Below are 21882 nucleotides of genomic sequence, written 5' to 3'. Positions count from 1 at the left end.
ACAAAATTAGATGAGAATCAACGAGAGGGTTCACCATGTCTGTAATTAAGATGTCCGATCTGGATCTGGCAGGTAAACGTGTTCTGATCCGTGCGGATCTGAACGTACCGGTAAAAGCAGGAAAAGTGACGTCCGACGCACGTATTCGTGCTTCGCTGCCAACCATCGAAGCGGCGCTGAAGCAGGGCGCTAAAGTGATGGTAACGTCTCATCTGGGTCGTCCAACTGAAGGCGAGTATAACGAAGAGTTTTCTCTGCTGCCGGTGGTTAACTACCTGAAAGAGAAACTGAACGGCACCAACGTTACGCTGGCAAAAGATTACCTTGATGGCGTTGAAGCAGGCGCAGGCGAACTGGTTGTGCTGGAAAACGTGCGCTTCAACAAAGGTGAGAAAAAAGACGACGAAGCCCTCTCGAAAAAATACGCGGCACTGTGCGATGTATTTGTAATGGATGCCTTTGGCACCGCACACCGCGCGCAGGCTTCGACCCACGGCGTGGCAAAATTTGCACCTGTTGCCTGCGCTGGCCCGCTGCTCTCTGCTGAACTGGAAGCGCTGGGTAAAGTAATGAGCAACCCGGAACGTCCGCTGGTGGCGGTGGTTGGCGGCTCAAAAGTCTCTACCAAATTTGATGTACTGCAATCGCTGGTGAAAATTGCTGATACCGTGATCGTTGGCGGCGGCATCGCGAATACCTTCGTCGCGATCGACAACAAGGTCGGTAAATCACTCTATGAACCAGACTTCGTGGCAGCAGCGAAAGACCTGCGCGATCAATACGGTATTCCAGTACCGACTGATTCCCGCGTCGGCATGGAATTCTCTGAAACTGCCCCGGCAACGGTGAAAAAAGTTTCCGACGTTCAGGAAAACGAAGAGATTATGGACTTCGGTGATGAAACCGCACAGGCGATGGCTGACATTCTGAAAAATGCCAAAACCATCCTGTGGAACGGCCCGGTAGGCGTGTTTGAGTTTCCTAATTTCCGCAAGGGCACTGAAATTGTGGCCAATGCAATCGCGGACAGCGACGCGTTCTCTGTGGCTGGCGGCGGCGATACCTTAGCGGCTATCGATCTGTTCGGCATCGAGGATAAAATCTCCTACATCTCAACCGGTGGCGGTGCTTTCCTGGAATTCGTGGAAGGTAAAACATTGCCAGCTGTTGCTATGCTCGAAGAGCGTGCGAAACAGTAACCTTATGGAGGCAGGCGCAGTGTCCTGCCTGAAATATTGCCCGCAAGGGCGCTAAATCCCTTGTACCCCGTATACACGGCCGACAAAACAGGACCTATGAGATGTCTAAAATTTTTGATTTCGTAAAACCAGGCGTTGTCACCGGTGATGACGTGCAGAAAATCTTTAAAGTCGCCAAAGAGAACAAGTTTGCTCTGCCCGCAGTGAACTGTGTGGGTTCCGACTCCATCAATGCCGTACTGGAAGCTGCCGCGAAAGTCAAAGCGCCGGTCATCATCCAGTTCTCCAACGGTGGTGCCGCGTTTATCGCGGGTAAAGGTTTCAAAACTGACAAGCCACAGGGCGCCGCTATTTTCGGTGCTATCGCCGGTGCACAGCACGTTCACCTGATGGCCGAGCAGTATGGCGTGCCGGTTATCCTGCACACTGACCACTGCGCCAAGAAACTGCTGCCGTGGATCGACGGTCTGCTGGACGCGGGCGAAGAGCACTACAAGAAAACCGGTAAGCCGCTGTTCTCTTCACACATGATCGACCTGTCTGAAGAATCACTGGAAGAAAACATCGAGATCAGCAGCAAATATCTGGCGCGCATGGCCAAACTGGATATGACGCTGGAGATCGAATTAGGTTGTACTGGTGGTGAAGAAGATGGCGTCGACAACAGCCACATGGACGCATCAGCCCTTTATACTCAGCCAGAAGATGTGAACTACGCGTATGAGAAACTGAGCGCTATCAGCCCACGTTTCACCATCGCCGCTTCCTTTGGTAACGTGCACGGCGTTTACAAGCCAGGCAACGTGAAGCTGACCCCAACCATCCTGCGTGATTCTCAGGAATTCGTGACCAGTAAACACAATCTGCCGCACAACGCGCTGGATTTCGTGTTCCACGGTGGTTCCGGTTCTTCTGCTGCAGAAATCAAAGAATCTATCAGCTACGGCGTGATCAAGATGAACATTGATACCGATACCCAGTGGGCAACCTGGGACGGCATTCTGCAATATTACAAAAAGAACGAAGGCTATCTGCAGGCGCAGCTGGGTAACCCGGAAGGCGCTGAGAAGCCAAACAAAAAGTACTACGATCCACGCGTATGGCTGCGTGCGTCACAATCTTCTATGGTTGTGCGCCTGGAGCAGGCATTCCAGGAACTGAACGCGATCGACGTGCTGTAAGCTGCGAAAGTTTGTACAAAACAGGGCCCTTCGGGGCCTTTTTTTATGGAATTAGCTCAAAAAACAGAGCAAATTCAACGGGGATTTGGCGTATCCGTTATTTATTAGTTACCCTTTCTCTGTGGATTGCCGAAGCGCTTCGGCAATAATGCTTCTTTTCAGGAACAACAACAGGGCTAACAGATGGAAGATTTGCATGTAGTTGATGGCATTAACAGCGCCGGGAGCTGGCTGGTGCGCAATCAGGCGCTGCTGCTGAGCTATGCGGTGAACATTGTGGCCGCTATCGCCATTTTGATTATCGGCATGCTCATTGCGCGCATTATTTCTAACGGTGTCAAACGCTTGCTGCGTGCACGTCATATTGATGACACGGTTTCTGACTTCCTGGCCACGCTGGTGCGTTATGGCGTAATCGCCTTTACGCTAATCGCCGCACTGGGGCGGGTTGGCGTGCAGACAGCATCGGTGATTGCCGTGCTGGGTGCAGCCGGTTTGGCCGTTGGCCTGGCACTTCAGGGATCGCTCTCTAACCTGGCGGCTGGCGTGTTGCTGGTTACGCTGCGTCCGTTCCGCACCGGTGAGTTTGTCGATCTCGGCGGCGTGATGGGCACGGTATTAAGCGTGCAGATCTTCTCTACCACGTTACGTACCGCCGATGGCAAAATTGTGGTGGTGCCGAACAGCAAAATTATCTCCGGTAACATCGTCAACTTTTCGCGCGAGCCGGTACGACGCAACGAGTTCATTATCGGTGTCGCGTATGATGCGGATGTCGATCAGGTGCTGACGCTGCTGCGCGAAGTGGTTGATGCCGATTCACGCGTACTGCAGGAAAAAGGCGTGCAGATTGGCCTGAACGAAATGGCAGCGTCATCGCTGAACTTCGTGGTGCGCTGCTGGAGCAACAGCGGCGATCTGCAGAATGTGTACTGGGATCTGATGAAGAACTTCAAGCTCAAGCTGGACGAGCACGGCATCGGTATTCCTTATCCACAGATGGATGTGCATCTGCATCGCGCTGAGCCTGCGCAGCCGGATGCTGAGCAAAAAGTGTCGCTCAGCAAATAACACGCTGTATTGAATAAGGGAGCCTGAGGGCTCCTTTTTTTATGTCGGTTGTCAGGTTATCAGCTGCGCTAATGCTCTATCACTATTTTGAATTTCCACTAATAGTGGTCGCGATTTACACTGCGTCTGTTCATAGCCATAACGGGAAAACGGCATGCTCTCCTATTATTTTCAAGGCGTTATGCTTGGTCTGGCGCTTATTTTACCTTTAGGCCCACAAAATGCGTTTGTGCTCAATCAGGGCGTGCGTCGACAGTTTCACATTATGACCGCCGCGCTTTGCAGCCTGAGCGATATGGTGCTGATCTGTGCCGGGATTTTTGGCGGCAGCGCGTTGTTAACACAGTCACCGCTGCTGCTTAATCTGGTGACCTGGGGCGGCGTAGCATTTCTGCTGTGGTATGGCTTTGGTGCATTACGTATTGCCTGTAATCGCAACCTGTCGCTGGCTGACGAAACGGTGGCAAAGCAGAGCCGCTGGCGGATTGTTGCCACCATGATGGCGGTGACCTGGCTTAATCCGCACGTTTATTTAGATACTTTTGTGGTGCTGGGTAGCCTGGGCAGTCAGCTACCGCAGGCGGCACGTGGCTGGTTCGCTTTTGGCACCATCAGTGCCTCGCTGGCCTGGTTTTTTGGCCTGGCGCTGTTAGCGGCATCGCTTTCACCGGTTCTGCGCACGGCCGCCGCCCAGCGCATTATCAATTTGCTGGTGGGTGTCATCATGTGGTTTATCGCGTTTCGCCTGGCGCAACAGGGCATTGCCGGTTTTCACTAAAGAGTTCGCGCGCGTTGGCGGAACTTTTGCCACAATGAAAACTCAGAACATCGCACATGGAAAACCGCTTGCTGCTCAGGCAAGCTGGCGTTGTAATCCCATCTTTTAGCGATAACCCCTCAAGGAGGACTTTGGTGAAAATGAAAGCTCTGGCTCTTTCAGCCCTAATGGCAATGGGCACGCTGCCGCTGGTTTCTCAGGCGGAAGAACTGCCTAACGGCCCGCACGTTGTGACGTCTGGCCAGGCCAGCGTTGACGCAACGCCTGACATCGCCACGCTGGCTATCGAAGTGAATGTTTCGTCTAAAGAAGCCGCAGAGGCAAAGAAACAGGCTGACGATCGCGTCGCACAGTATTTTGATTTTCTGAATAAAAATGGCATTGAGAAAAAAGATATTGATGCCGCTAACCTGCGTACGCAGCCGGAATATGATTACACCAAAGAGGGCAAAGCGGTGCTGAAAGGCTACCGTGCCGTGCGTCAGGTGCAGGTCACATTGCGCCAGCTCGATAAGCTTAATGAGCTGCTGGACGGTGCGCTGAAGTCGGGTCTGAATGAGATTCGCTCGGTTGAGTTAGGTGTAGCCAACCCGGAAGCGTTCAAGGATAAAGCGCGCCAGGCAGCAATTGCCAATGCGACCCAGCAGGCACAGGCACTGGCTGAAGGTTTCCACAGCAAGCTTGGCGCGGTATGGAGCGTGCGGTATCACGTCTCAAATTATCAGCCAATGCCGGTGGCTCGCATGTATAAATCAGCTTCGGCAATGGCGGACACGACCGCGCAGCAAACCTATGAGCAACAGAGCATCCACTTTGACGATCAAGTTGATGTGGTGTTCCAGCTTCAGCCGCAGTAAATCAGTTAACAGGGCGGCATCCCGCCCTATTTTTTAGATCATCTCCGCATCCTGTCTTAACACGCGATGACCATGCGCCAGCAGCGCATCCGTTACCCGACGCATCAGGCGACTTTCGGGCGCAAAACGGTGCCAGTAAAGCATGCGTCGCTGCAGCAGTCCTGGCGTTAAATCCACCAGTTCGCCATTCGCCAGCTCGCGCTCAATCTGCAAGTGCGGGATCATACAACAGGTTGAACCCTGTCTTGCCAGCTGCACAAAGGCCTCTGACGAGTTGACGATATGGCAGGGTACGCTGCCCGGAGAGAGATCGAAGTTCTGCTGCAGAAACGCCTGATGCATATCATCAAGATGGTCAAACGCCACCGCGGGTGCCTTCAGCAGCGCTGAGCGGGTGACGCCGTTGGGAAAATAGCGGGCGGCAAAGTCGGGCGAGCCAACAAACAGATAGTCCAGCGCGCCCAGCTGATCGACCAGGCAACTGGGTAATGGCTGCGGCTGGATACTTACCGCGCCGACCACTTCACCGCGGCGCAGGCGCTCCTGAGTGCGTGTTTCATCTTCCACCTGCAAATTGAGGCGCACCGGTGAATCAGCCAGCACATCTTTTAACGCAGGCAGTAACCAGGTCGCCAAACTGTCGGCATTGACCGCCAGCGACAGCAGCAGTGGTGTGGTGCCGCTGTTCTCATCGCCCAGCCACTCCTCTTCCAGCAACTCAACCTGATGCAGCAGTGCCAGCAGTTTTTGTCCCTGTTCGGTGGGGCGGGGCGGCACGGTGCGCACCAGTAGCGGCTGGCCAAACAGATTTTCCAGTTGTTTGATACGCTGTGAGACCGCTGACTGCGTAATGCAAAGCTTTTGTGCCGCGCGCTCAAAGCCGCGTTCACGAATCACTGCGTCCAGCGCCTGAAGCGTTCGATAATCCGGGCGTTTCATTAGCGTTCTGTTTCTCTCTCAGGATGGTTTTCTGCACTATGCCATAAAACAGCCTGTTGCCGGGTACTTCTCGTTACAGCGTGTTTTGTGGGCTGGCTTACAAAGCTGCGAATCGCTCTCTGTGCTATGCGCACTTTCACAGAAGCTTGATTTATACTACGCGCCTCAACTTAGTGGCAGCACAGGTTTATATCATGACTCAGGATGAACTGAAAAAGGCCGTAGGCTGGGCCGCGCTGGAATATGTCCAGCCCGGCACGATTGTTGGCGTGGGCACCGGCAGCACCGCCGCGCATTTTATTGATGCGCTGGGCACGATAAAACACCAGATTGACGGTGCGGTATCCAGTTCGGAAGCTTCGACGTTAAAACTGAAGGCGTTGGGCATTCCCGTTTTTGACCTGAACGAGGTCGATTCGCTGGCGATATATGTCGATGGCGCAGATGAAATCAATCCGCAAATGGAAATGATCAAAGGCGGTGGCGCGGCATTAACGCGCGAAAAGATCATTGCCGCCGTGGCGACCAGGTTTATCTGCATCGCCGATGCGTCAAAAGAAGTCGACGTGCTGGGGCACTTTCCGTTGCCGGTTGAGGTGATCCCGATGGCGCGCAGTTTTGTTGCCCGCGAGCTGGTTAAGCTGGGTGGTCTGCCGGAATATCGCCAGCATGTGATTACCGATAACGGCAATATCATTCTGGATGTGCACAACTTGCGTATCATGGAGCCGATTGCGCTTGAGCAGGCCATTAACGCGCTGCCTGGCGTGGTGACGGTAGGGCTGTTTGCTGCCCGCGGAGCCGACGTGGCATTGATTGGCGGTCCAAATGGCGTGCGAACCATTGAGAAATGATCTGCAGCGCTGAGTTTTTTCCGCTAAAACGTAACTTTTGTTAACCCGCAATATTTAGTGACTTATGTCACAAACAGCACGCTGACATTGCTAACATTCTGGGGCTAAATTCCTTAGCCAGATTTTGTGCCATGTCGCAGCAACAGGCGCTCTGCCTGTGCTGCATGTCAGGCAATCGTTTGTATTGCTCCATACGTAAATTTTGTTATTTTGGCAGAAGGCTGGCTTATATCTGGTTAGCTGACGCAGGCAGAAGAGAATTGTCCGGTTGGTCACCGTGCTGAATCGTGACGGACAGGAGAAACGCTCTTTTGCATGGGTACAGCTACCGATCATCAGCTCCATCTGAAGTCTGCATAATAAGGTCGGGAAATGGCAAAGGTATCACTGGAGAAAGACAAGATTAAGTTCCTGCTGGTGGAAGGCGTGCACCAAAGCGCGCTGGAAAATCTGCGTGCTGCGGGTTACACCAACATCGAATTTCATAAAGGTGCGCTGGATACAGAAGCACTGAAAGCGTCAATTCGCGATGCGCATTTCATCGGCATCCGTTCGCGCTCGCAGCTGACAGAAGAAGTTTTCGCGGCGGCAGAAAAACTGGTGGCGGTTGGCTGCTTCTGCATCGGCACTAACCAGGTTGATCTCAATGCTGCGGCGCAGCGCGGTATTCCGGTGTTTAATGCACCTTTCTCTAATACCCGATCTGTTGCAGAACTGGTGATCGGCGAGCTGCTGCTGCTGCTGCGCGGTATTCCGGAAGCGAATGCCAAGGCGCACCGTGGTATCTGGAACAAGCTGGCGGTTGGCTCCTATGAAGCGCGCGGCAAAAAGCTCGGCATCATTGGCTATGGCCACATCGGTATGCAGCTTGGCGTGCTGGCGGAAAGCCTGGGCATGCACGTCTATTTTTACGATATCGAGAATAAACTGCCGCTGGGCAATGCCACTCAGGTTAACCAGCTCAGCGAACTGCTGGGAATGAGCGATATCGTCACGCTGCACGTGCCGGAAACTGCCTCAACGCAGGATATGATCGGTGAGAAAGAGCTGGCCTGGATGAAGCCAGGCGCGCTGCTGATCAACGCCTCGCGCGGTACAGTAGTAGATATTCCTGCGTTGTGCGATGCGCTGAAGCGTAAACACCTTGCTGGCGCCGCAATTGACGTTTTCCCTACCGAGCCGGCAACTAATAGCGATCCTTTCACGTCGCCGCTGTGTGAGTTCGACAATGTGATTCTGACGCCGCACATTGGTGGTTCCACCGAAGAAGCGCAGGAAAATATCGGCATTGAAGTGGCCGGTAAGCTGGCGAAGTACTCCGATAACGGTTCAACGCTCTCTGCGGTTAACTTCCCGGAAGTCTCTCTGCCAGTTCATGGCGAGCATGTCAGCCGACTGCTGCATATCCACGAGAACCGTCCTGGCGTGCTGACTGCGCTCAACCAGATCTTTGCTGAGCAAGGCATCAACATCGCCGCCCAGTTCCTGCAAACCACGCCGTATATGGGCTACGTGGTGATCGACATCGATGCCGATCAAACGGTAGCGGATAAAGCGCTACAGCTGATGAAGGCCATTCCAGGCACCATGCGCGCGCGCCTGCTCTACTGATTTAACGACGCTCACTGCTGATGTCCCGGCCCGCATGCCTGTTTCAGGCGGCGGGCTATTTTGTTTCCCCCTATGCTCTGTAAGCGCATCCGTTCTCTCCTCATGTTAGATCCCATTGCCACAGTTTTGCTGGCGTAATCACTGCGCTCAGCGGTACATCCCATTCTGCGACCGGTAAGGCATCCACATGCTGACAATCGTGCGCCAGGCCGATCGTGGCCAGGCGATGCTGCTGCCAGTGCTGTAACGTGCGATCGTAAAATCCACCGCCCATGCCCAGCCGCTGGCCGTAACTGTCAAAAGCAACCAGCGGCATCATGATGATATCCAGCTGAGACAGCGGAATAATATGACGCACGTCCAGTGGCGGTTCCGGAATGCGCAGACGATTAAGGCGCAGGTCGCTTTCTGGCGTATAGCGCAAAAACAGCAGCTGACCGCGTGAAAAAGGATGCAGGACAGGCAAAAAGACGTTTTTATGCTGCTGCCAGAGACGCGCTATCAACGGCCGGGTATTCAGCTCGCCGTCGAAGGAGAGAAACAGAGCGATGTTCTGCGCTTGTGAGACCGGGGCGAAGTTGATGGCGTGTTCAGCAACCCGATCGGCTGCCGTCTGCTGTTGCGCAGCAGAGAGCGAGCGGCGCAGATGCCGAATATGGCTGCGGATATCCTGTCTGTCACGTAATGAGAGCGACGGCATTGAGTTACCTGCTAACGCGGAAAGTGAATAAAATCACTATAACAGGATGATTAACGAGAAGAAGTGCAGGATGAAAAAAGCGTTGCTCACAGCAAGAGTTAAGACAAAAGAAGATGCTTTTTTTTAGAAGTGGGTTTTTTCACGTGTAACGCGCTGGTACTTAAAGGGTGATAGAAGAGGGGAGATCTCCGAGATGCCGCCGCAGGCTGTAACCCTTGAACCCTTGGTTCAAGGTGAGTATGCCGTCGCAACCATTAGGCTTCTCGGACGGACCGAGCATGCACACAGGTAGCAGAGCGTCACACTCTGTTGGTATGAAATATCGGCTCAGGGGACTGGCCCGCTTGCAAACATCTCAGAGAAAATTTGCTTCACCGTTACTCTATCACAGTAACCATGAAGTACTATTCGAACTTAGCACCCTGGCGTTCAGTAATGCGACCTTGCTCAAGTAATGCCTGCTCAATGGTCTGCTGCAGCATTCGGATGCGTTGTTCCATGTTAGCAGCATAGTCGCGGGTCTTGCTTTTTTCCTGCGCCAGCTCATGGCAAATATTCAACGCAGCGATGAACACCAGCTGCTCTGTATTTGTGACTCTAGTGCGAACTTTTAAATCTTGCAACCGCTGATTGAGATCTTCCGCCGCCAAATTTAAAGCATCTTGCTGTTCTGGCGGACAATTTACTCGTAAAGAACGGCCAAAAATATGTATATCTACCGGTTGTGCCGACATTGAACCTTCCCGACTGATTACTGCGCCCGCTTCACCCTTACCGTTCAATGGCTTGGGAGGGGCGCCACTATATAGACCCGCTAAATAAGTTACAACCCCTTTTCTGGAATCGTTGCGGCACCTGGTGGTAGCATACCATGAACTTATTCCGCCAACGACGATGAATACTTATGTCTTTACAGAACTCTGCGCCAGACTACGACACCCTGGCAGCCGTACTTACCCAGCAGGGCGTCGGCATGACGCCCGCCGAAATCCACGGATTACTGAGTGGCATTATCTGCGGCGGCAATCTTGACCACAGCTGGAAACCGCTGGTTAACGATTTGATTAATGAAGGTTTGGCTTTTCCACAGGCGGTTTCCCAGCCGCTGCTGCTGCTGCACGGCAGCGTGCTGGATGCGCTGGAAGATGATGGCTTTATGTTCCAGCTCTATCTGCCAGAAGGCGACGATATTACTGTCTTCGATCGTGCAGATGCATTGGCCGGGTGGGTTAACCACTTCCTGCTGGGTTTAGGCGTGACGCAAACGAAACTGGATAAGGTCACCGGCGAGACGGGCGAGGCGATTGATGACCTGCGCACCATTGCCCAGCTTGGCTATGATGAGGATGAAGATCAAGAAGAGCTGGAGCAGTCGCTGGAAGAGGTGATCGAATATGTACGCGTTGCCGCCGTGCTTTGCTTCAGTTCTTTTACCCATCAGTCACCCACCGCGCCTGAAGTGCAAAAAAAACCGACGCTACACTAACTTAGCCGCGCGTGGCGCAGTGACCGCCGGGGTATAAACGTCCATTTAACAGGGAGTGCAGATAATGATTACGCTGAACACTTTTCAGCAACGTCGTCAGGCGTTGCTGTCTCGTATGGCCCCAGCCAGCGCCGCGCTGATTTTCGCCGCACCGGAAGCGCCGCGCAGCAACGACACCGAATATCCTTATCGCCAGAACAGCGATTTTTGGTACTTCACCGGTTTTAATGAGCCGGAAGCGCTGCTGCTGCTGATTAAAAGCGACGAAACGCATAACCACAGCGTGCTGTTTAACCGGGTTCGCGATCTGACGGCGGAGACCTGGTTTGGCCGCCGTCTCGGGCAGGATGCCGCGCCTGAGAAACTGGGTGTTGATCGCGCACTTCCCTGGAGCGACCTGCCGGAGCAGCTGCATCTGCTGTTAAATGGTCTGGATGTGGTGTACCACGCGCAGGGCGAATACGCTGACGCCGATCGCCAGCTGTTCGACGCCCTGGAAACACTGCGCCGCGGCTTTCGTCAAAACCTCTCGGCGCCGGCAACCGTAACTGACTGGCGTCCCTGGGTACACGAAATGCGTCTGTTCAAAAGTGCTGAGGAACTGGCCGTGCTGCGCCGTGCCGGTGAGATCAGTGCGCTGGCTCACACGCGCGCCATGCAAGCCTGTCGGCCCGGTATGTATGAATATCAGCTGCAGGGCGAAATTGAGCATGAATTTATTCGTCACGGTGCTCGCTTCCCGGCCTATAACACCATTGTCGGCGGCGGCGTAAACGGCTGTATCCTGCATTACACCGAAAACGAGAGTGAGCTGCGCGACGGTGATTTGGTGTTGGTTGACGCCGGTTGCGAGTTACACGGCTACGCTGGCGATATCACGCGCACCTACCCGGTTAACGGTAAATTTACCGCCCCGCAGCGTGCCATTTATGACATCGTCCTTGATTGCCTGAATCAGTCGCTGGCGCTGTTTCGCCCCGGTATCAGCATTCGTGACGTCAATGATGTTGTTGTACGCACTATGGTCACCGGCCTGGTGAAGCTGGGCGTTATGCAGGGCGATGTTGATGAGCTGATTGCAGCTTCTGCACATCGTCAGTTTTACATGCATGGCCTCGGCCACTGGATGGGGCTGGATGTGCATGACGTCGGCAACTATGGCACCGCGGATCGCACCCGCACGCTGGCACCGGGTATGGTGCTCACCATTGAGCCTGGACTCTATATTGCGCCAGATGCTGACGTGCCTGCTGAATATCGCGGTATCGCTATACGCATTGAAGATGACATCGTGATTACCGAAACAGGTAATGAGAATCTCACCGCCAGCGTGGTTAAAGAGGCGGCTAAGATTGAGGCATTAATGGCGGCGGCAAAATGAGCATCATCATTGCGGGCGGTGGCATGACCGGCGCCACGCTGGCGCTGGCCATTTCCGCGCTGACCCAGGGCACGTTACCGGTTACCTTAATCGAAGCGCGCCAGCCGGGCAGCAATGGGCATCCTGGCTACGATGGTCGTGCAATTGCGCTGGCTGAGGGTACCTGCCAACAGCTGGCGGCCATTGGTTTATGGCCTGCGCTGCAAAGCCTGGCCACGCCGATTACCCATGTGCACGTAAGCGACCGCGGCCACGCGGGTTTTGTCTCTCTCAATGCACAGGATTATGGGTTGCGGGCGCTGGGGCAGGTGGTCGAGCTGCACGACGTCGGCCAGCGCCTGTTCACGCTGTTGCAGCAGGCACCGGGCATTAGCCTGCGCTGCCCGGCATCGGTAAAAACGGTTTCCCGGCAGCAGGATAACGTCGAGGTTACGCTGGCTGACGGCGAAACGTTGACGGCACAACTTCTGGTCGCTGCCGATGGTACGCGTTCGCCGCTGGCCGCCTCCTGCGGCATTCACTGGCAGCAGGAGGCGTATCAACAGGTGGCATTGATCGCTAACGTCTCCACGCAGATCGCGCATCAGGGCCGCGCTTTTGAGCGCTTTACCGAACACGGGCCGCTGGCGCTGTTGCCGATGTCAGGCGGGCGCAGTTCACTGGTTTGGTGTCATCCGCAGGAAAAGCGTCACGCGGTTGAAAACTGGAGCGATACGCAGTTTCTCGCCGAGCTACAGCGCGCCTTTGGCTGGCGGCTGGGACGTTTCACGCAAGTCGGCACGCGCAGCTGTTATCCGCTGGCGCTGCAGCAGGCCAATCAGCAGATCAGCCACCGTTTGGCGTTGGTGGGCAATGCGGCGCAAACGCTGCATCCGATCGCTGGCCAGGGATTCAACCTGGGCATGCGCGATGTGATGTCGCTGGCGGAAACGCTGGCCGCGGCGCATCACCAACAGAGGGATATCGGCAGCTTTAACGTTCTCCAGCAGTATCAACAGCGTCGGCAGCCCGATCGACAGGCAACCATTGGTGTCACCGACAGCCTGGTGCGCCTGTTTGCCAATCGCTACTCTCCGTTAGTTGTGGGCCGTAATCTGGGGCTGATGACCATGGACAATTTACCGTTACTGCGCAACCAGCTGGCGTCACGTACGCTGGGCTGGGTTAAGCGTTAACATGAGGCTTTGAATGCAAACTTATGATGTGATAATCGCCGGTGGCGGAATGGTTGGGCTCGCCGTGGCCTGTGGTTTGCAGGGCAGTGGATTGCGCGTGGCGGTGCTGGAAAAGGCGCAGCCGCAGCCCTTCCAGCCTGATGACGCGCCGGGATTGCGCGTATCGGCGATTAATGCAGGCAGCGAGACATTGCTGCAGCATCTGGGCGTCTGGTCTTCCATTCTTGAATTACGCGCCAGCTGCTATCACGGTATGGAAGTGTGGGATCGGGACAGCTTTGGCACCATTAGCTTTGATGATGAACAACAGGGGCTGTCGCATCTTGGCCACATCGTTGAGAATCAGGTGATTCATCAGGCGCTCTGGCAGCGTGCATCTTCGCTCAGTGAAGTGACGCTGATTGCTCCGGCGCAGCTGCAGCAGGTGGCGTTTGGCGATAACGAAGCGTTTGTGACGCTGCAGGATGGCACCATGATGAGCGCTCGCTTGCTGATTGCCGCCGATGGCGCCAACTCCTGGCTGCGTAACAAAGCGGATATTCCGCTCACCTTTTGGGATTATGAACATCATGCGCTGGTCGCTAATGTGCGCACGGATCTACCGCACGATGGCGTGGCACGTCAGGTGTTTCATGGCGAAGGCATTCTGGCGTTTCTGCCCTTAAGCGATCCGCATCTTAGCTCGATCGTCTGGTCGATTTCACCGCAGGAGGCTTCACGCCTGCAATCGATGCCCGCTGCGCTGTTTAATCAGCAGCTCTCGGTAGCGTTCGATATGCGTCTTGGTCTGTGTCAGGTTGAGAGCGAGCGACACACCTTCCCTCTGGTGGCGCGCTATGCGCGTAATTTTGCCGCGCACCGGCTGGCGCTGGTCGGCGATGCCGCCCATACGATTCATCCGTTGGCCGGGCAGGGTGTCAATCTTGGCTTTATGGATGCCGCCGAGTTGATTGGTGAAATTAAGCGGTTGCATACACAGGGCAAAGATATCGGTCAGCATCTTTATCTGCGTCGTTATGAACGCAGCCGCAAACACAGTGCCGCTATGATGCTGGCAGGCATGCAGGGTTTTCGTGAGCTGTTTGCCGGTACGCATCCCGCTAAAAAACTCTTTCGCGATGTGGGCCTGAAGCTGGCAAATAACCTGCCGGGCGTTAAGCCGCTGATGCTCAGGCAGGCGATGGGTCTGAATGACCTGCCGGAATGGCTACGCCAGCCGCGCTAATCCAACAGATAACTGGCCAGCTTGCTGGCCTTTTTTATACTTCTGGTTTGCTCAACCCTCGCTGTTTTGCCGCCTTTGCACTCTGCTGGTGCGCGCCTGCCCCGAAACGATCCTTCATTTGAATAATTCTAATTTTGCTGCGTAATCGGATTAGATTTTCTCATTCGAAAGACGAGGTGATGGTGAATAAAAAAATCAACAAACGCGAGCCTGCGCACAATTTTACTGGTTGCAGCCTTTAGATGCGGTTCAATCCTCTGCTTTCATAAAAATAATTGGTTATATTCGCTGTTAGCGCTTGCGAGTAGAAAGCGCAGCGCAACGGTTTCGACCCTGTTTTGCTTATGGTTAATCCCGATTGAAGGTGATAACGTCAGAATAAAGATAACGTTTGCGTCGGCCATTACGGCCGGTAAAAACGCCAGAAAATAACGACTTGCTTATGCACAGGATAGTTATGACTCAACAGACTCCATTGTATGAACAGCATCAGGCCTGCGGTGCACGTATGGTCGATTTCCATGGTTGGATGATGCCGCTGCATTATGGCTCGCAGATGGACGAGCACCATGCGGTGCGCAACGATGCCGGCATGTTTGATGTCTCGCACATGACCATCGTTGATCTGCACGGCAGCCGCACCCGTGATTTTCTGCGTTACCTGCTGGCCAATGACGTCGCCAAACTGACGCAGCCGGGCAAGGCGCTTTATACCGGCATGCTTAACGCCTCCGGCGGCGTTATTGACGATCTGATCGTCTATTTCATGGCGGAGGATTTCTTCCGTCTGGTAGTGAATTCCGCCACGCGTGAAAAAGATCTGCAATGGATCCGCGAACACGCCGCGCCTTTTGCCGTGGAGTTGACCGAACGTGACGATCTGGCGTTGATTGCCGTGCAGGGTCCGCAGGCGCAGGCAAAAGCGCACTCTTTACTCAGCGACACGCAACGGCAGGCCGTGGCCGGCATGAAGCCATTCTTTGGCGTGCAGGCTGACGATCTTTTTATCGCCACCACCGGTTACACCGGCGAAGCAGGCTATGAGATTGCCCTGCCTGCCGCGCAGGCCGCTGACTTTTGGCAGCAGCTGATCGCTGCTGGGGTGAAACCGGCAGGGCTGGGCGCGCGTGACACGCTGCGGCTGGAAGCGGGCATGAACCTGTATGGTCAGGAGATGGACGAAGGCGTCTCGCCGCTGGCCGCCAACATGGCATGGACGGTGAGCTGGGAACCGGCCGATCGTCAGTTTATTGGTCGTGAGGCACTGGAAGCGCAACGCGCCAATGGCAGCGAGAAGCTGGTGGGACTGATCCTGCGTGAAAAAGGCGTGCTGCGTAATGCGCTGCCGGTGCATTTCACCGATGAACTCGGTCAGCAACAGCAGGGCATTATTACCAGCGGCAGCTTCTCACCGACGCTGGGCTACAGCATCGCCTTAGCACGTGTACCGGCCGGAATTGGCCAGCGTGCCATCGTGCAGATTCGCAACCGCGAAATGCCGGTTGACGTCACTAAACCCGTTTTTGTTCGTGCCGGTAAGCCGGTCCAGTAATTTACGTCAGGAGAGAATGGCGATGAGCAATGTACCTAATGAATTGAAATATCGCGACAGCCACGAATGGGTGCGCAAAGAGACCGACGGCACTTACACCGTTGGCATCACCGAGCATGCACAGGAGCTGCTGGGCGATATGGTGTTTGTCGATCTGCCTGATGTTGGCGCGATTTATAACGCTGGCGATGACTGTGCCGTAGCCGAATCAGTTAAAGCCGCATCCGATATTTATGCACCGTTAAGCGGCGAAGTCGTGGCGGTGAATGATGCGCTGACGGACTCACCAGAGCTGGTTAACAGTGGCTCTTATACCGATGGCTGGCTGTTTAAAATCAAGGCCAGCGATGCATCAGAACTGGACGACCTGTTAGATGCTGACGCTTACAAGGCGTCTATCGAAGAGTAAACCCGCGTTGGCCCTTTTTGTCCGCGAGAAAGGGCCTGGGCGAGGCCAGCCTCGCCTGCACCCTTTGCTTATCGAAGGGATTTTTATTCACCATGCCCGATGCAGGATTTACCGCTAATGACCCAGACTCTCAGTCAGCTTGAACATACCGGTGCATTTATTGAGCGCCATATCGGCCCGTCACTACAGCAGCAGCACGACATGTTGCAGGCGATCGGCGCAGATTCTCTCGATGCGTTGATCGCTTCCATTGTACCCGCGGATATTCAGCTGCCGGGGCCTCCGGCGGTCGGCGAAGCGATGACGGAACATCAGGCGCTGGCCGAGCTAAAAGCGATTGCCAGTCAGAATCAGCGTTACAAATCTTACATCGGCATGGGATATACCCCGGTGCTGACGCCGCCGGTTATCCTGCGCAATATGCTGGAAAACCCCGGTTGGTATACCGCTTACACCCCTTATCAGCCAGAAGTGTCGCAGGGTCGTCTCGAAGCGCTGCTGAACTTCCAGCAGCTGACGCTGGATTTAACCGGGCTGGATATCGCCTCTGCCTCGCTGCTGGACGAAGCCACCGCCGCCGCCGAAGCGATGGCGATGGCGAAGCGCGTCAGCAAGCTAAAAAACGCCAATAAGTTTTTTGTCGCTGACGACATTCACCCGCAGACGCTGGACGTGGTACGCACGCGTGCTGAAACCTTCGGCTTTGAGGTACTGGTCGATCGCGCAGAGAAAGCGATTGAGCATGACTCGCTGTTTGGCGTGCTGTTACAGCAGGTGGGCACCGGTGGCGAAGTGCATGATTATCGTCAGCTGATTGCCGAACTCACCGCACGTAAAGTGGTGGTCAGCGTAGCGGCAGACTTTATGTCACTGTTGCTGCTCGAGGCGCCAGGCAAGCAGGGCGCCGATATCGTATTTGGATCGGCGCAGCGTTTTGGTGTGCCGATGGGCTACGGCGGGCCACATGCGGCGTTTTTCGCTGCCCGCGACGAGCACAAACGTTCGATGCCGGGACGCATCATTGGCGTATCGCGCGATGCTGCGGGCAATACCGCGCTGCGCATGGCGATGCAAACGCGTGAGCAGCATATTCGTCGTGAAAAAGCCAACTCCAACATCTGTACTTCACAAGTGCTATTAGCCAATATCGCCAGCCTGTATGCAGTATTTCATGGCCCGGTTGGCCTGCAGCGCATTGCCAGCCGCATCCATCGCCTGACCGATATTCTGGCTGCCGGCCTGCAGCAGGGCGGCCTGAAATGCCGCTATACCAGCTGGTTCGACACCTTAACCATTGAGGTCGCCGACAAGGCAGCAGTGCTGAATCGCGCGCTGAGCTTTGGCGTCAACCTGCGCAGCGATATTCTCAACGCCGTCGGTATTACGCTGGATGAAACCACCAGCCGTGAAGATGTCGCTACGCTGTTCGCTATCCTGCTTGGCGACGATCACGGTCAGGATATTGAGGCGCTCGATCGCGCGGCGAGCAACAGTAGCTCTATTCCAGCAGCACTGCAGCGTCAGGATGCCATTTTGACGCATCCGGTATTTAACCGTCATCACAGCGAAACCGAGATGATGCGTTACATGCATAGCCTGGAGAAAAAGGATCTGGCGCTGAATCAGGCGATGATTCCACTCGGCTCCTGCACCATGAAACTGAACGCGGCGGCGGAAATGATTCCGATTACCTGGCCGGAATTTGCCGAGCTGCATCCTTTCTGCCCGGCAGAACAGGCGGGCGGCTATTTGCAGATGATCGGCCAGCTGTCGCAGTGGCTGGTGCAGCTGACCGGCTATGACGCACTCTGCATGCAGCCAAACTCTGGCGCTCAGGGCGAGTATGCTGGCCTGCTGGCTATCCGCCGCTACCATGAAAGCCGCAATGAAGGTGAGCGTGAAATCTGTTTGATTCCGAGTTCGGCGCACGGCACTAATCCAGCATCGGCGCAGATGGCGGGTATGTCGGTGGTGGTGGTCGCCTGTGACAAACAGGGCAACATTGACCTGCACGATCTGCGCATCAAGGCCGAACAGGCGGGCAGCAAACTCTCCTGCATTATGGTGACTTATCCGTCAACGCACGGCGTGTACGAAGAAACGATCCGTGAAGTGTGCCAAATCGTGCATCAGTTTGGTGGCCAGGTTTATCTGGACGGCGCCAACATGAATGCGCAGGTGGGCATCACCACGCCAGGTTACATCGGCGCGGATGTTTCGCACCTGAACCTGCACAAAACCTTCTGCATTCCACATGGCGGTGGCGGTCCAGGTATGGGCCCTATCGGCGTTAAAGCGCATCTGGCGCCGTTCGTGCCAGGTCACAGCGTGGTGCAAATCGACGACTTGTTGACGCAGCAGGGCGCGGTGTCCGCTGCCCCGTTCGGCAGCGCATCGATTCTGCCGATCAGCTGGATGTATATCCGCATGATGGGCGCGGAAGGGCTAAAACAGGCCAGCTCAGTGGCGATCTTAAACGCTAACTACATCGCCAGCCGTCTGAAATCAGCCTACCCAATTCTCTATACTGGTCGTGATGGTCATGTGGCGCACGAATGTATTCTGGATATTCGACCGCTGAAAGAGCAAACCGGCATTAGCGAGCTGGATATCGCCAAGCGCTTAATCGATTACGGTTTTCATGCGCCGACCATGTCATTCCCGGTAGCCGGCACGCTGATGGTGGAGCCGACGGAATCGGAAAGCAAAATCGAGTTAGATCGATTTATCGATGCCATGCTGGCGATTCGTATGGAGATCGATCGCGTTGCCGCAGGCGAATGGTCTGCTGAAGACAACCCGCTGGTGAATGCTCCGCATACGCAGAAAGAGATCGTCGGTGAATGGACGCATCCTTACAGCCGTGAGCTGGCGGTGTTTCCTGGCGGCAGCGAAAACAAATACTGGCCAACGGTGAAACGCCTTGATGACGTCTTTGGCGACCGCAATCTGTTCTGTTCCTGCGTGCCGATCGGCGACTACCAGTAATTTTGCTCATAAAAAAAGCCGGGCAATGCCCGGCTTTTTATTGTGTGTTATCAGATAAACAGCGCGGTGTGTTACAGCTGCTCACCGTTGCTGGCAATCACCTGCTGATACCAGCTGAAGCTCTTTTTCTTCGCGCGGGAAAAATCGCCGCTGCCGTCGTCATGTTTGTTGACGTAGATAAAACCGTAGCGCTTATCATATTGTCCGGTGGTGAAAGAGACGCAGTCGATGCAGCCCCACGGCGTATAACCCATCAGCTCCACGCCATCGTCAAACACCGCTTTTTTCATCTCTTCGATATGCGCACGCAGGTAATCGATACGGTAATCATCTTCAATGATGCCGCTGTCGCCGATTTTGTCGTAGGCACCAAAACCGTTTTCCACGATGAACAGTGGTTTTTGATAGCGCTCATACAGTGCCGACAGCGCATAACGCAGGCCAACCGGATCGATCTGCCAGCCCCAGTCGGTGGCTTTCACATGCGGGTTCGGTACGCTGCCTTTGAAGTCAGCCACGCCGGAGGCATCACCCTCGGCATCGGCCTTGACCGCATTGCTCATGTAATAGCTCAGGCCGATGTAATCCGCGCAGCCATCGCGCAGCGTCTGTGCATCTTCTGGCGCCATGTCGATCTGATAGCCTTTTTTCGCCCACTCCAGCTGTGCATAGGTAGGCCATGCGCCGCGCATCTGTACATCACTGAAGACATAGCGATGACGCATCGCTTCCTGGGCATACATCACATCATCAGGATGACAGGAGAAGGGATAGATCGGCACCATGGCGATCATGCAGCCAATGTGTAAATCAGGGTTGATCGCATGGCCCAGTTTCACCACTTTCGCGCTGGCTACAAACTGATGGTGCATTACCTGGTACATCGCCTGTTCAGGCTTTTCATGATCGGTAAACACCACACCAGAACAACAGTAGCCAAACAGCGGATATTTCCAGTCGCGCTGGTTGTTAATCTCATTGAAGGTCATCCAGTACTTCACTTTGTGCTGGTAACGCGCAATCACCACTTCGCTGAAGCGTACGAAGAAATCAACCACCTCACGGTTTAGCCAGCCGCCATAATGCTTAACCAGGTGGTAAGGCATCTCAAAGTGAGAAAGGGTGATCACCGGTTCAATGCCGTGCTTCAGCAGTTCATCAAACAGATCGTCATAAAATTGTAGGCCAGCTTCGTTGGGTTCCTGCTCATCGCCATTGGGGAAAATGCGCGTCCAGGCGATGGAGGTGCGAAAACATTTAAAGCCCATTTCCGCCAGCAGCGCCACATCCTCTTTATAGCGGGAATAAAATTCCACGCCCTGATGATTGGGATAGCTGTAACCGGGCTGTACGCCATCGGTCATTACGCGATCGACACCGTGTGAACCGCCGGACAGCACGTCAGCGATGCTGACGCCTTTGCCGCCCTGATCCCAACCGCCTTCAACCTGATGTGCGGCAACCGCGCCGCCCCAGAGGAAATCTTTTGGTAACTGCTGAAACTGGCTCATCAAACCCCTCATTTATTTTGCTGGACTGATAACATTTTTCTGTTAATGCGGCGAGTTTAGCAAAGCGGAATTGAATGTCACGATATAACGCCGGAGACAATTTGTAATTTGTCACACTGAAAAAACAGGCTGTTTTATTTCGGCAGATATTGCGCCAGCTGACGGCCAATGGTTTCCAGAATATAGAGCACCGGCACCTGAGTCGTAATATCAAAGCCGCCGTTTACGCGAATAAGGGGCATGTGATAAGAGAGATTGAAATCGGCGATTTTGGCCAGCGAGGAGTTTTCGCTGTTGGTCAAACTAATGATTTTGCAGCGATGTAGGCTGAACTGGCTGGCAAGGCGCAATATTTCCGGCGTTTCACCCGACACGGATAAAATAATTGCCACCGCATCTTTATACATATCGCTATTAACCGGAAAATAAGGGTCATCAATGTGACTGCTAAATTTACCGATATTAGAGAAGAAGCGTGCGCCATATTTACCCAGTGTGCCTGATGTGCCGGCGCCAACAAATATAACCCGCCGTGCGTCAATAATATGCGCAACCGCCTGTGCTATTAAATGCTCAAACTCATCGTTATTAATGCTTTTAAAAAAGCTGACGATTTCATTCACGCCATAATGAATAGGCGGCTGCTGTTCCTGCTCAAGATAGAGCTTCAGGCGCACACGAAATTCAGCATAACCCTCGCACTGCATTTTGCGGCAGAAGCGCAGCACGGTGGTGGTGGATACGCCTGCCGCATCGGCCAGTTCGCGAATCGTCATGTACATTACATTCGATTGCTTAATAACCACCTGATAAACCTGCATTTCAAGATCGTTAAGCGAAGCCAGTGCGGTATGAGTGAACATAACAAAAGCGTTTCCTGAAGCAATGAAGCGCGAGTTTATCAGACTTTAGGGCAGGGCTGATATCGTCTGTGGCGCACGGCGCGCTTTCCGTTACCGTGCTAC

The 21882-nt window shown here is 54.4% G+C and carries 19 protein-coding genes and 1 other RNA gene; 14 read left to right on the top strand and 6 right to left on the bottom strand.

Annotated features, from left to right (window positions below; translation table 11 throughout):
• Positions 1-35 precede the first annotated feature (35 nt).
• The 5 genes from pgk (at position 36) to ACJY2L_RS17560 (ending at position 5086) form a co-directional block, all read left to right on the top strand.
• Positions 36-1199, top strand: a complete 1164-nt coding sequence (pgk, locus tag ACJY2L_RS17580) for a phosphoglycerate kinase (RefSeq protein ID WP_439213817.1) — start codon at positions 36-38, stop codon at positions 1197-1199.
• A 101-nt stretch (positions 1200-1300) separates the two neighbouring features.
• On the top strand, positions 1301-2380 hold the full coding sequence (fbaA, locus tag ACJY2L_RS17575; protein ID WP_439213818.1) for a class II fructose-bisphosphate aldolase: 1080 nt from the start codon (positions 1301-1303) through the stop codon (positions 2378-2380).
• Between the two features lie 183 nt (positions 2381-2563).
• Positions 2564-3451: a small-conductance mechanosensitive channel MscS gene (mscS, locus tag ACJY2L_RS17570; RefSeq protein ID WP_439213820.1), complete on the top strand. Its 888-nt coding sequence runs from the start codon at positions 2564-2566 to the stop codon at positions 3449-3451.
• A gap of 154 nt (positions 3452-3605) precedes the next feature.
• Complete coding sequence (gene argO / locus ACJY2L_RS17565) at positions 3606-4229, top strand: arginine exporter ArgO (protein ID WP_439213821.1); 624 nt, start codon at positions 3606-3608, stop codon at positions 4227-4229.
• Positions 4230-4363: 134 nt separating this feature from the next.
• Positions 4364-5086 (top strand): oxidative stress defense protein, encoded by a 723-nt coding sequence (locus ACJY2L_RS17560; protein WP_067433467.1) that lies wholly within the window; start codon positions 4364-4366, stop codon positions 5084-5086.
• A 33-nt stretch (positions 5087-5119) separates the two neighbouring features.
• Here the strand turns inward: ACJY2L_RS17560 and ACJY2L_RS17555 are convergent, their stop codons facing one another.
• Positions 5120-6025: a LysR family transcriptional regulator ArgP gene (locus ACJY2L_RS17555; protein WP_187486882.1), complete on the bottom strand. Its 906-nt coding sequence runs from the start codon at positions 6023-6025 to the stop codon at positions 5120-5122.
• A 194-nt stretch (positions 6026-6219) separates the two neighbouring features.
• Here ACJY2L_RS17555 and rpiA point away from each other — a divergent pair, with 194 nt between their 5' ends.
• Together rpiA and serA are read left to right on the top strand one after the other, a co-directional pair.
• On the top strand, positions 6220-6879 hold the full coding sequence (gene rpiA / locus ACJY2L_RS17550; protein ID WP_067433462.1) for a ribose-5-phosphate isomerase RpiA: 660 nt from the start codon (positions 6220-6222) through the stop codon (positions 6877-6879).
• A gap of 372 nt (positions 6880-7251) precedes the next feature.
• A complete protein-coding gene (gene serA / locus ACJY2L_RS17545; RefSeq protein ID WP_067433459.1) occupies positions 7252-8490 on the top strand; it encodes a phosphoglycerate dehydrogenase in 1239 nt (412 codons plus the stop codon).
• Between the two features lie 100 nt (positions 8491-8590).
• Here the strand turns inward: serA and ACJY2L_RS17540 are convergent, their stop codons facing one another.
• The 3 genes from ACJY2L_RS17540 to zapA all read right to left on the bottom strand — a co-directional run bounded on the left by ACJY2L_RS17540 (position 8591) and on the right by zapA (position 9924).
• A complete protein-coding gene (locus ACJY2L_RS17540) occupies positions 8591-9190 on the bottom strand; it encodes a 5-formyltetrahydrofolate cyclo-ligase (protein WP_439213823.1) in 600 nt (199 codons plus the stop codon).
• A 181-nt stretch (positions 9191-9371) separates the two neighbouring features.
• Positions 9372-9555, bottom strand: a non-coding RNA gene (gene ssrS / locus ACJY2L_RS17535) — 6S RNA.
• Positions 9556-9594: 39 nt separating this feature from the next.
• Complete coding sequence (zapA, locus tag ACJY2L_RS17530; RefSeq protein ID WP_067433453.1) at positions 9595-9924, bottom strand: cell division protein ZapA; 330 nt, start codon at positions 9922-9924, stop codon at positions 9595-9597.
• Positions 9925-10094: 170 nt separating this feature from the next.
• Between zapA and ACJY2L_RS17525 the strand changes: the two genes are divergently transcribed.
• The 7 genes from ACJY2L_RS17525 (at position 10095) to gcvP (ending at position 19406) form a co-directional block, all read left to right on the top strand.
• Complete coding sequence (locus tag ACJY2L_RS17525; protein ID WP_187486886.1) at positions 10095-10676, top strand: YecA/YgfB family protein; 582 nt, start codon at positions 10095-10097, stop codon at positions 10674-10676.
• 64 nt (positions 10677-10740) lie between these two features.
• A complete protein-coding gene (pepP, locus tag ACJY2L_RS17520; RefSeq protein WP_439213824.1) occupies positions 10741-12057 on the top strand; it encodes a Xaa-Pro aminopeptidase in 1317 nt (438 codons plus the stop codon).
• Positions 12054-13232 (top strand): 2-octaprenyl-6-methoxyphenyl hydroxylase, encoded by a 1179-nt coding sequence (gene ubiH, locus ACJY2L_RS17515; protein WP_439213825.1) that lies wholly within the window; start codon positions 12054-12056, stop codon positions 13230-13232. The genes pepP and ubiH overlap by 4 nt, the downstream gene beginning before the upstream one ends.
• 13 nt (positions 13233-13245) lie before the next feature.
• The gene (gene ubiI, locus ACJY2L_RS17510) at positions 13246-14457 is read left to right on the top strand and encodes an FAD-dependent 2-octaprenylphenol hydroxylase (RefSeq protein WP_067433440.1); all 1212 of its coding nucleotides are present in this window, start codon (positions 13246-13248) and stop codon (positions 14455-14457) included.
• A gap of 457 nt (positions 14458-14914) precedes the next feature.
• Positions 14915-16009: a glycine cleavage system aminomethyltransferase GcvT gene (gene gcvT / locus ACJY2L_RS17505; protein ID WP_187486890.1), complete on the top strand. Its 1095-nt coding sequence runs from the start codon at positions 14915-14917 to the stop codon at positions 16007-16009.
• A gap of 22 nt (positions 16010-16031) precedes the next feature.
• On the top strand, positions 16032-16418 hold the full coding sequence (gene gcvH, locus ACJY2L_RS17500; RefSeq protein WP_439213827.1) for a glycine cleavage system protein GcvH: 387 nt from the start codon (positions 16032-16034) through the stop codon (positions 16416-16418).
• Positions 16419-16535: 117 nt separating this feature from the next.
• Complete coding sequence (gcvP, locus tag ACJY2L_RS17495; RefSeq protein WP_439213829.1) at positions 16536-19406, top strand: aminomethyl-transferring glycine dehydrogenase; 2871 nt, start codon at positions 16536-16538, stop codon at positions 19404-19406.
• Positions 19407-19477: 71 nt separating this feature from the next.
• On the opposite strand, the gene ACJY2L_RS17490 is transcribed toward gcvP, so the two are convergent.
• Together ACJY2L_RS17490 and ACJY2L_RS17485 are read right to left on the bottom strand one after the other, a co-directional pair.
• Positions 19478-20917 carry a 6-phospho-beta-glucosidase gene (locus tag ACJY2L_RS17490; RefSeq protein ID WP_439213830.1) on the bottom strand — a complete coding sequence of 480 codons (1440 nt, stop codon included), beginning with the start codon at positions 20915-20917 and terminating at the stop codon, positions 19478-19480.
• 134 nt (positions 20918-21051) lie between these two features.
• A complete protein-coding gene (locus tag ACJY2L_RS17485) occupies positions 21052-21780 on the bottom strand; it encodes a MurR/RpiR family transcriptional regulator (protein WP_439213831.1) in 729 nt (242 codons plus the stop codon).
• Positions 21781-21882: the final 102 nt, after the last annotated feature.

Source organism: Duffyella sp. Ts4 (assembly GCF_051851875.1).
GTDB classification, from domain to species: domain Bacteria; phylum Pseudomonadota; class Gammaproteobacteria; order Enterobacterales; family Enterobacteriaceae; genus Duffyella; species Duffyella gerundensis.
Note: the sequence above shows the minus strand (reverse complement) of the source record. Positions and strands in the feature narration are given on the sequence as shown.

Excerpts from the sequence above, each read along its gene's own strand:
- rpiA (WP_067433462.1), top strand. The coding sequence starts at position 6,220 with ATGACTCAGGATGAACTGAAAAAGGCCGTAGGCTGGGCCGCGCTGGAA.
- zapA (WP_067433453.1), bottom strand. The coding sequence starts at position 9,924 with ATGTCGGCACAACCGGTAGATATACATATTTTTGGCCGTTCTTTACGA.
- ubiH (WP_439213825.1), top strand. The coding sequence starts at position 12,054 with ATGAGCATCATCATTGCGGGCGGTGGCATGACCGGCGCCACGCTGGCG.
- ACJY2L_RS17540 (WP_439213823.1), bottom strand. The coding sequence starts at position 9,190 with ATGCCGTCGCTCTCATTACGTGACAGACAGGATATCCGCAGCCATATT.
- ACJY2L_RS17485 (WP_439213831.1), bottom strand. The coding sequence starts at position 21,780 with ATGTTCACTCATACCGCACTGGCTTCGCTTAACGATCTTGAAATGCAG.
- fbaA (WP_439213818.1), top strand. The coding sequence starts at position 1,301 with ATGTCTAAAATTTTTGATTTCGTAAAACCAGGCGTTGTCACCGGTGAT.
- serA (WP_067433459.1), top strand. The coding sequence starts at position 7,252 with ATGGCAAAGGTATCACTGGAGAAAGACAAGATTAAGTTCCTGCTGGTG.
- ubiI (WP_067433440.1), top strand. The coding sequence starts at position 13,246 with ATGCAAACTTATGATGTGATAATCGCCGGTGGCGGAATGGTTGGGCTC.
- ACJY2L_RS17490 (WP_439213830.1), bottom strand. The coding sequence starts at position 20,917 with ATGAGCCAGTTTCAGCAGTTACCAAAAGATTTCCTCTGGGGCGGCGCG.
- pgk (WP_439213817.1), top strand. The coding sequence starts at position 36 with ATGTCTGTAATTAAGATGTCCGATCTGGATCTGGCAGGTAAACGTGTT.
- gcvP (WP_439213829.1), top strand. The coding sequence starts at position 16,536 with ATGACCCAGACTCTCAGTCAGCTTGAACATACCGGTGCATTTATTGAG.
- ACJY2L_RS17525 (WP_187486886.1), top strand. The coding sequence starts at position 10,095 with ATGTCTTTACAGAACTCTGCGCCAGACTACGACACCCTGGCAGCCGTA.
- ACJY2L_RS17555 (WP_187486882.1), bottom strand. The coding sequence starts at position 6,025 with ATGAAACGCCCGGATTATCGAACGCTTCAGGCGCTGGACGCAGTGATT.
- gcvH (WP_439213827.1), top strand. The coding sequence starts at position 16,032 with ATGAGCAATGTACCTAATGAATTGAAATATCGCGACAGCCACGAATGG.
- argO (WP_439213821.1), top strand. The coding sequence starts at position 3,606 with ATGCTCTCCTATTATTTTCAAGGCGTTATGCTTGGTCTGGCGCTTATT.
- mscS (WP_439213820.1), top strand. The coding sequence starts at position 2,564 with ATGGAAGATTTGCATGTAGTTGATGGCATTAACAGCGCCGGGAGCTGG.
- gcvT (WP_187486890.1), top strand. The coding sequence starts at position 14,915 with ATGACTCAACAGACTCCATTGTATGAACAGCATCAGGCCTGCGGTGCA.
- pepP (WP_439213824.1), top strand. The coding sequence starts at position 10,741 with ATGATTACGCTGAACACTTTTCAGCAACGTCGTCAGGCGTTGCTGTCT.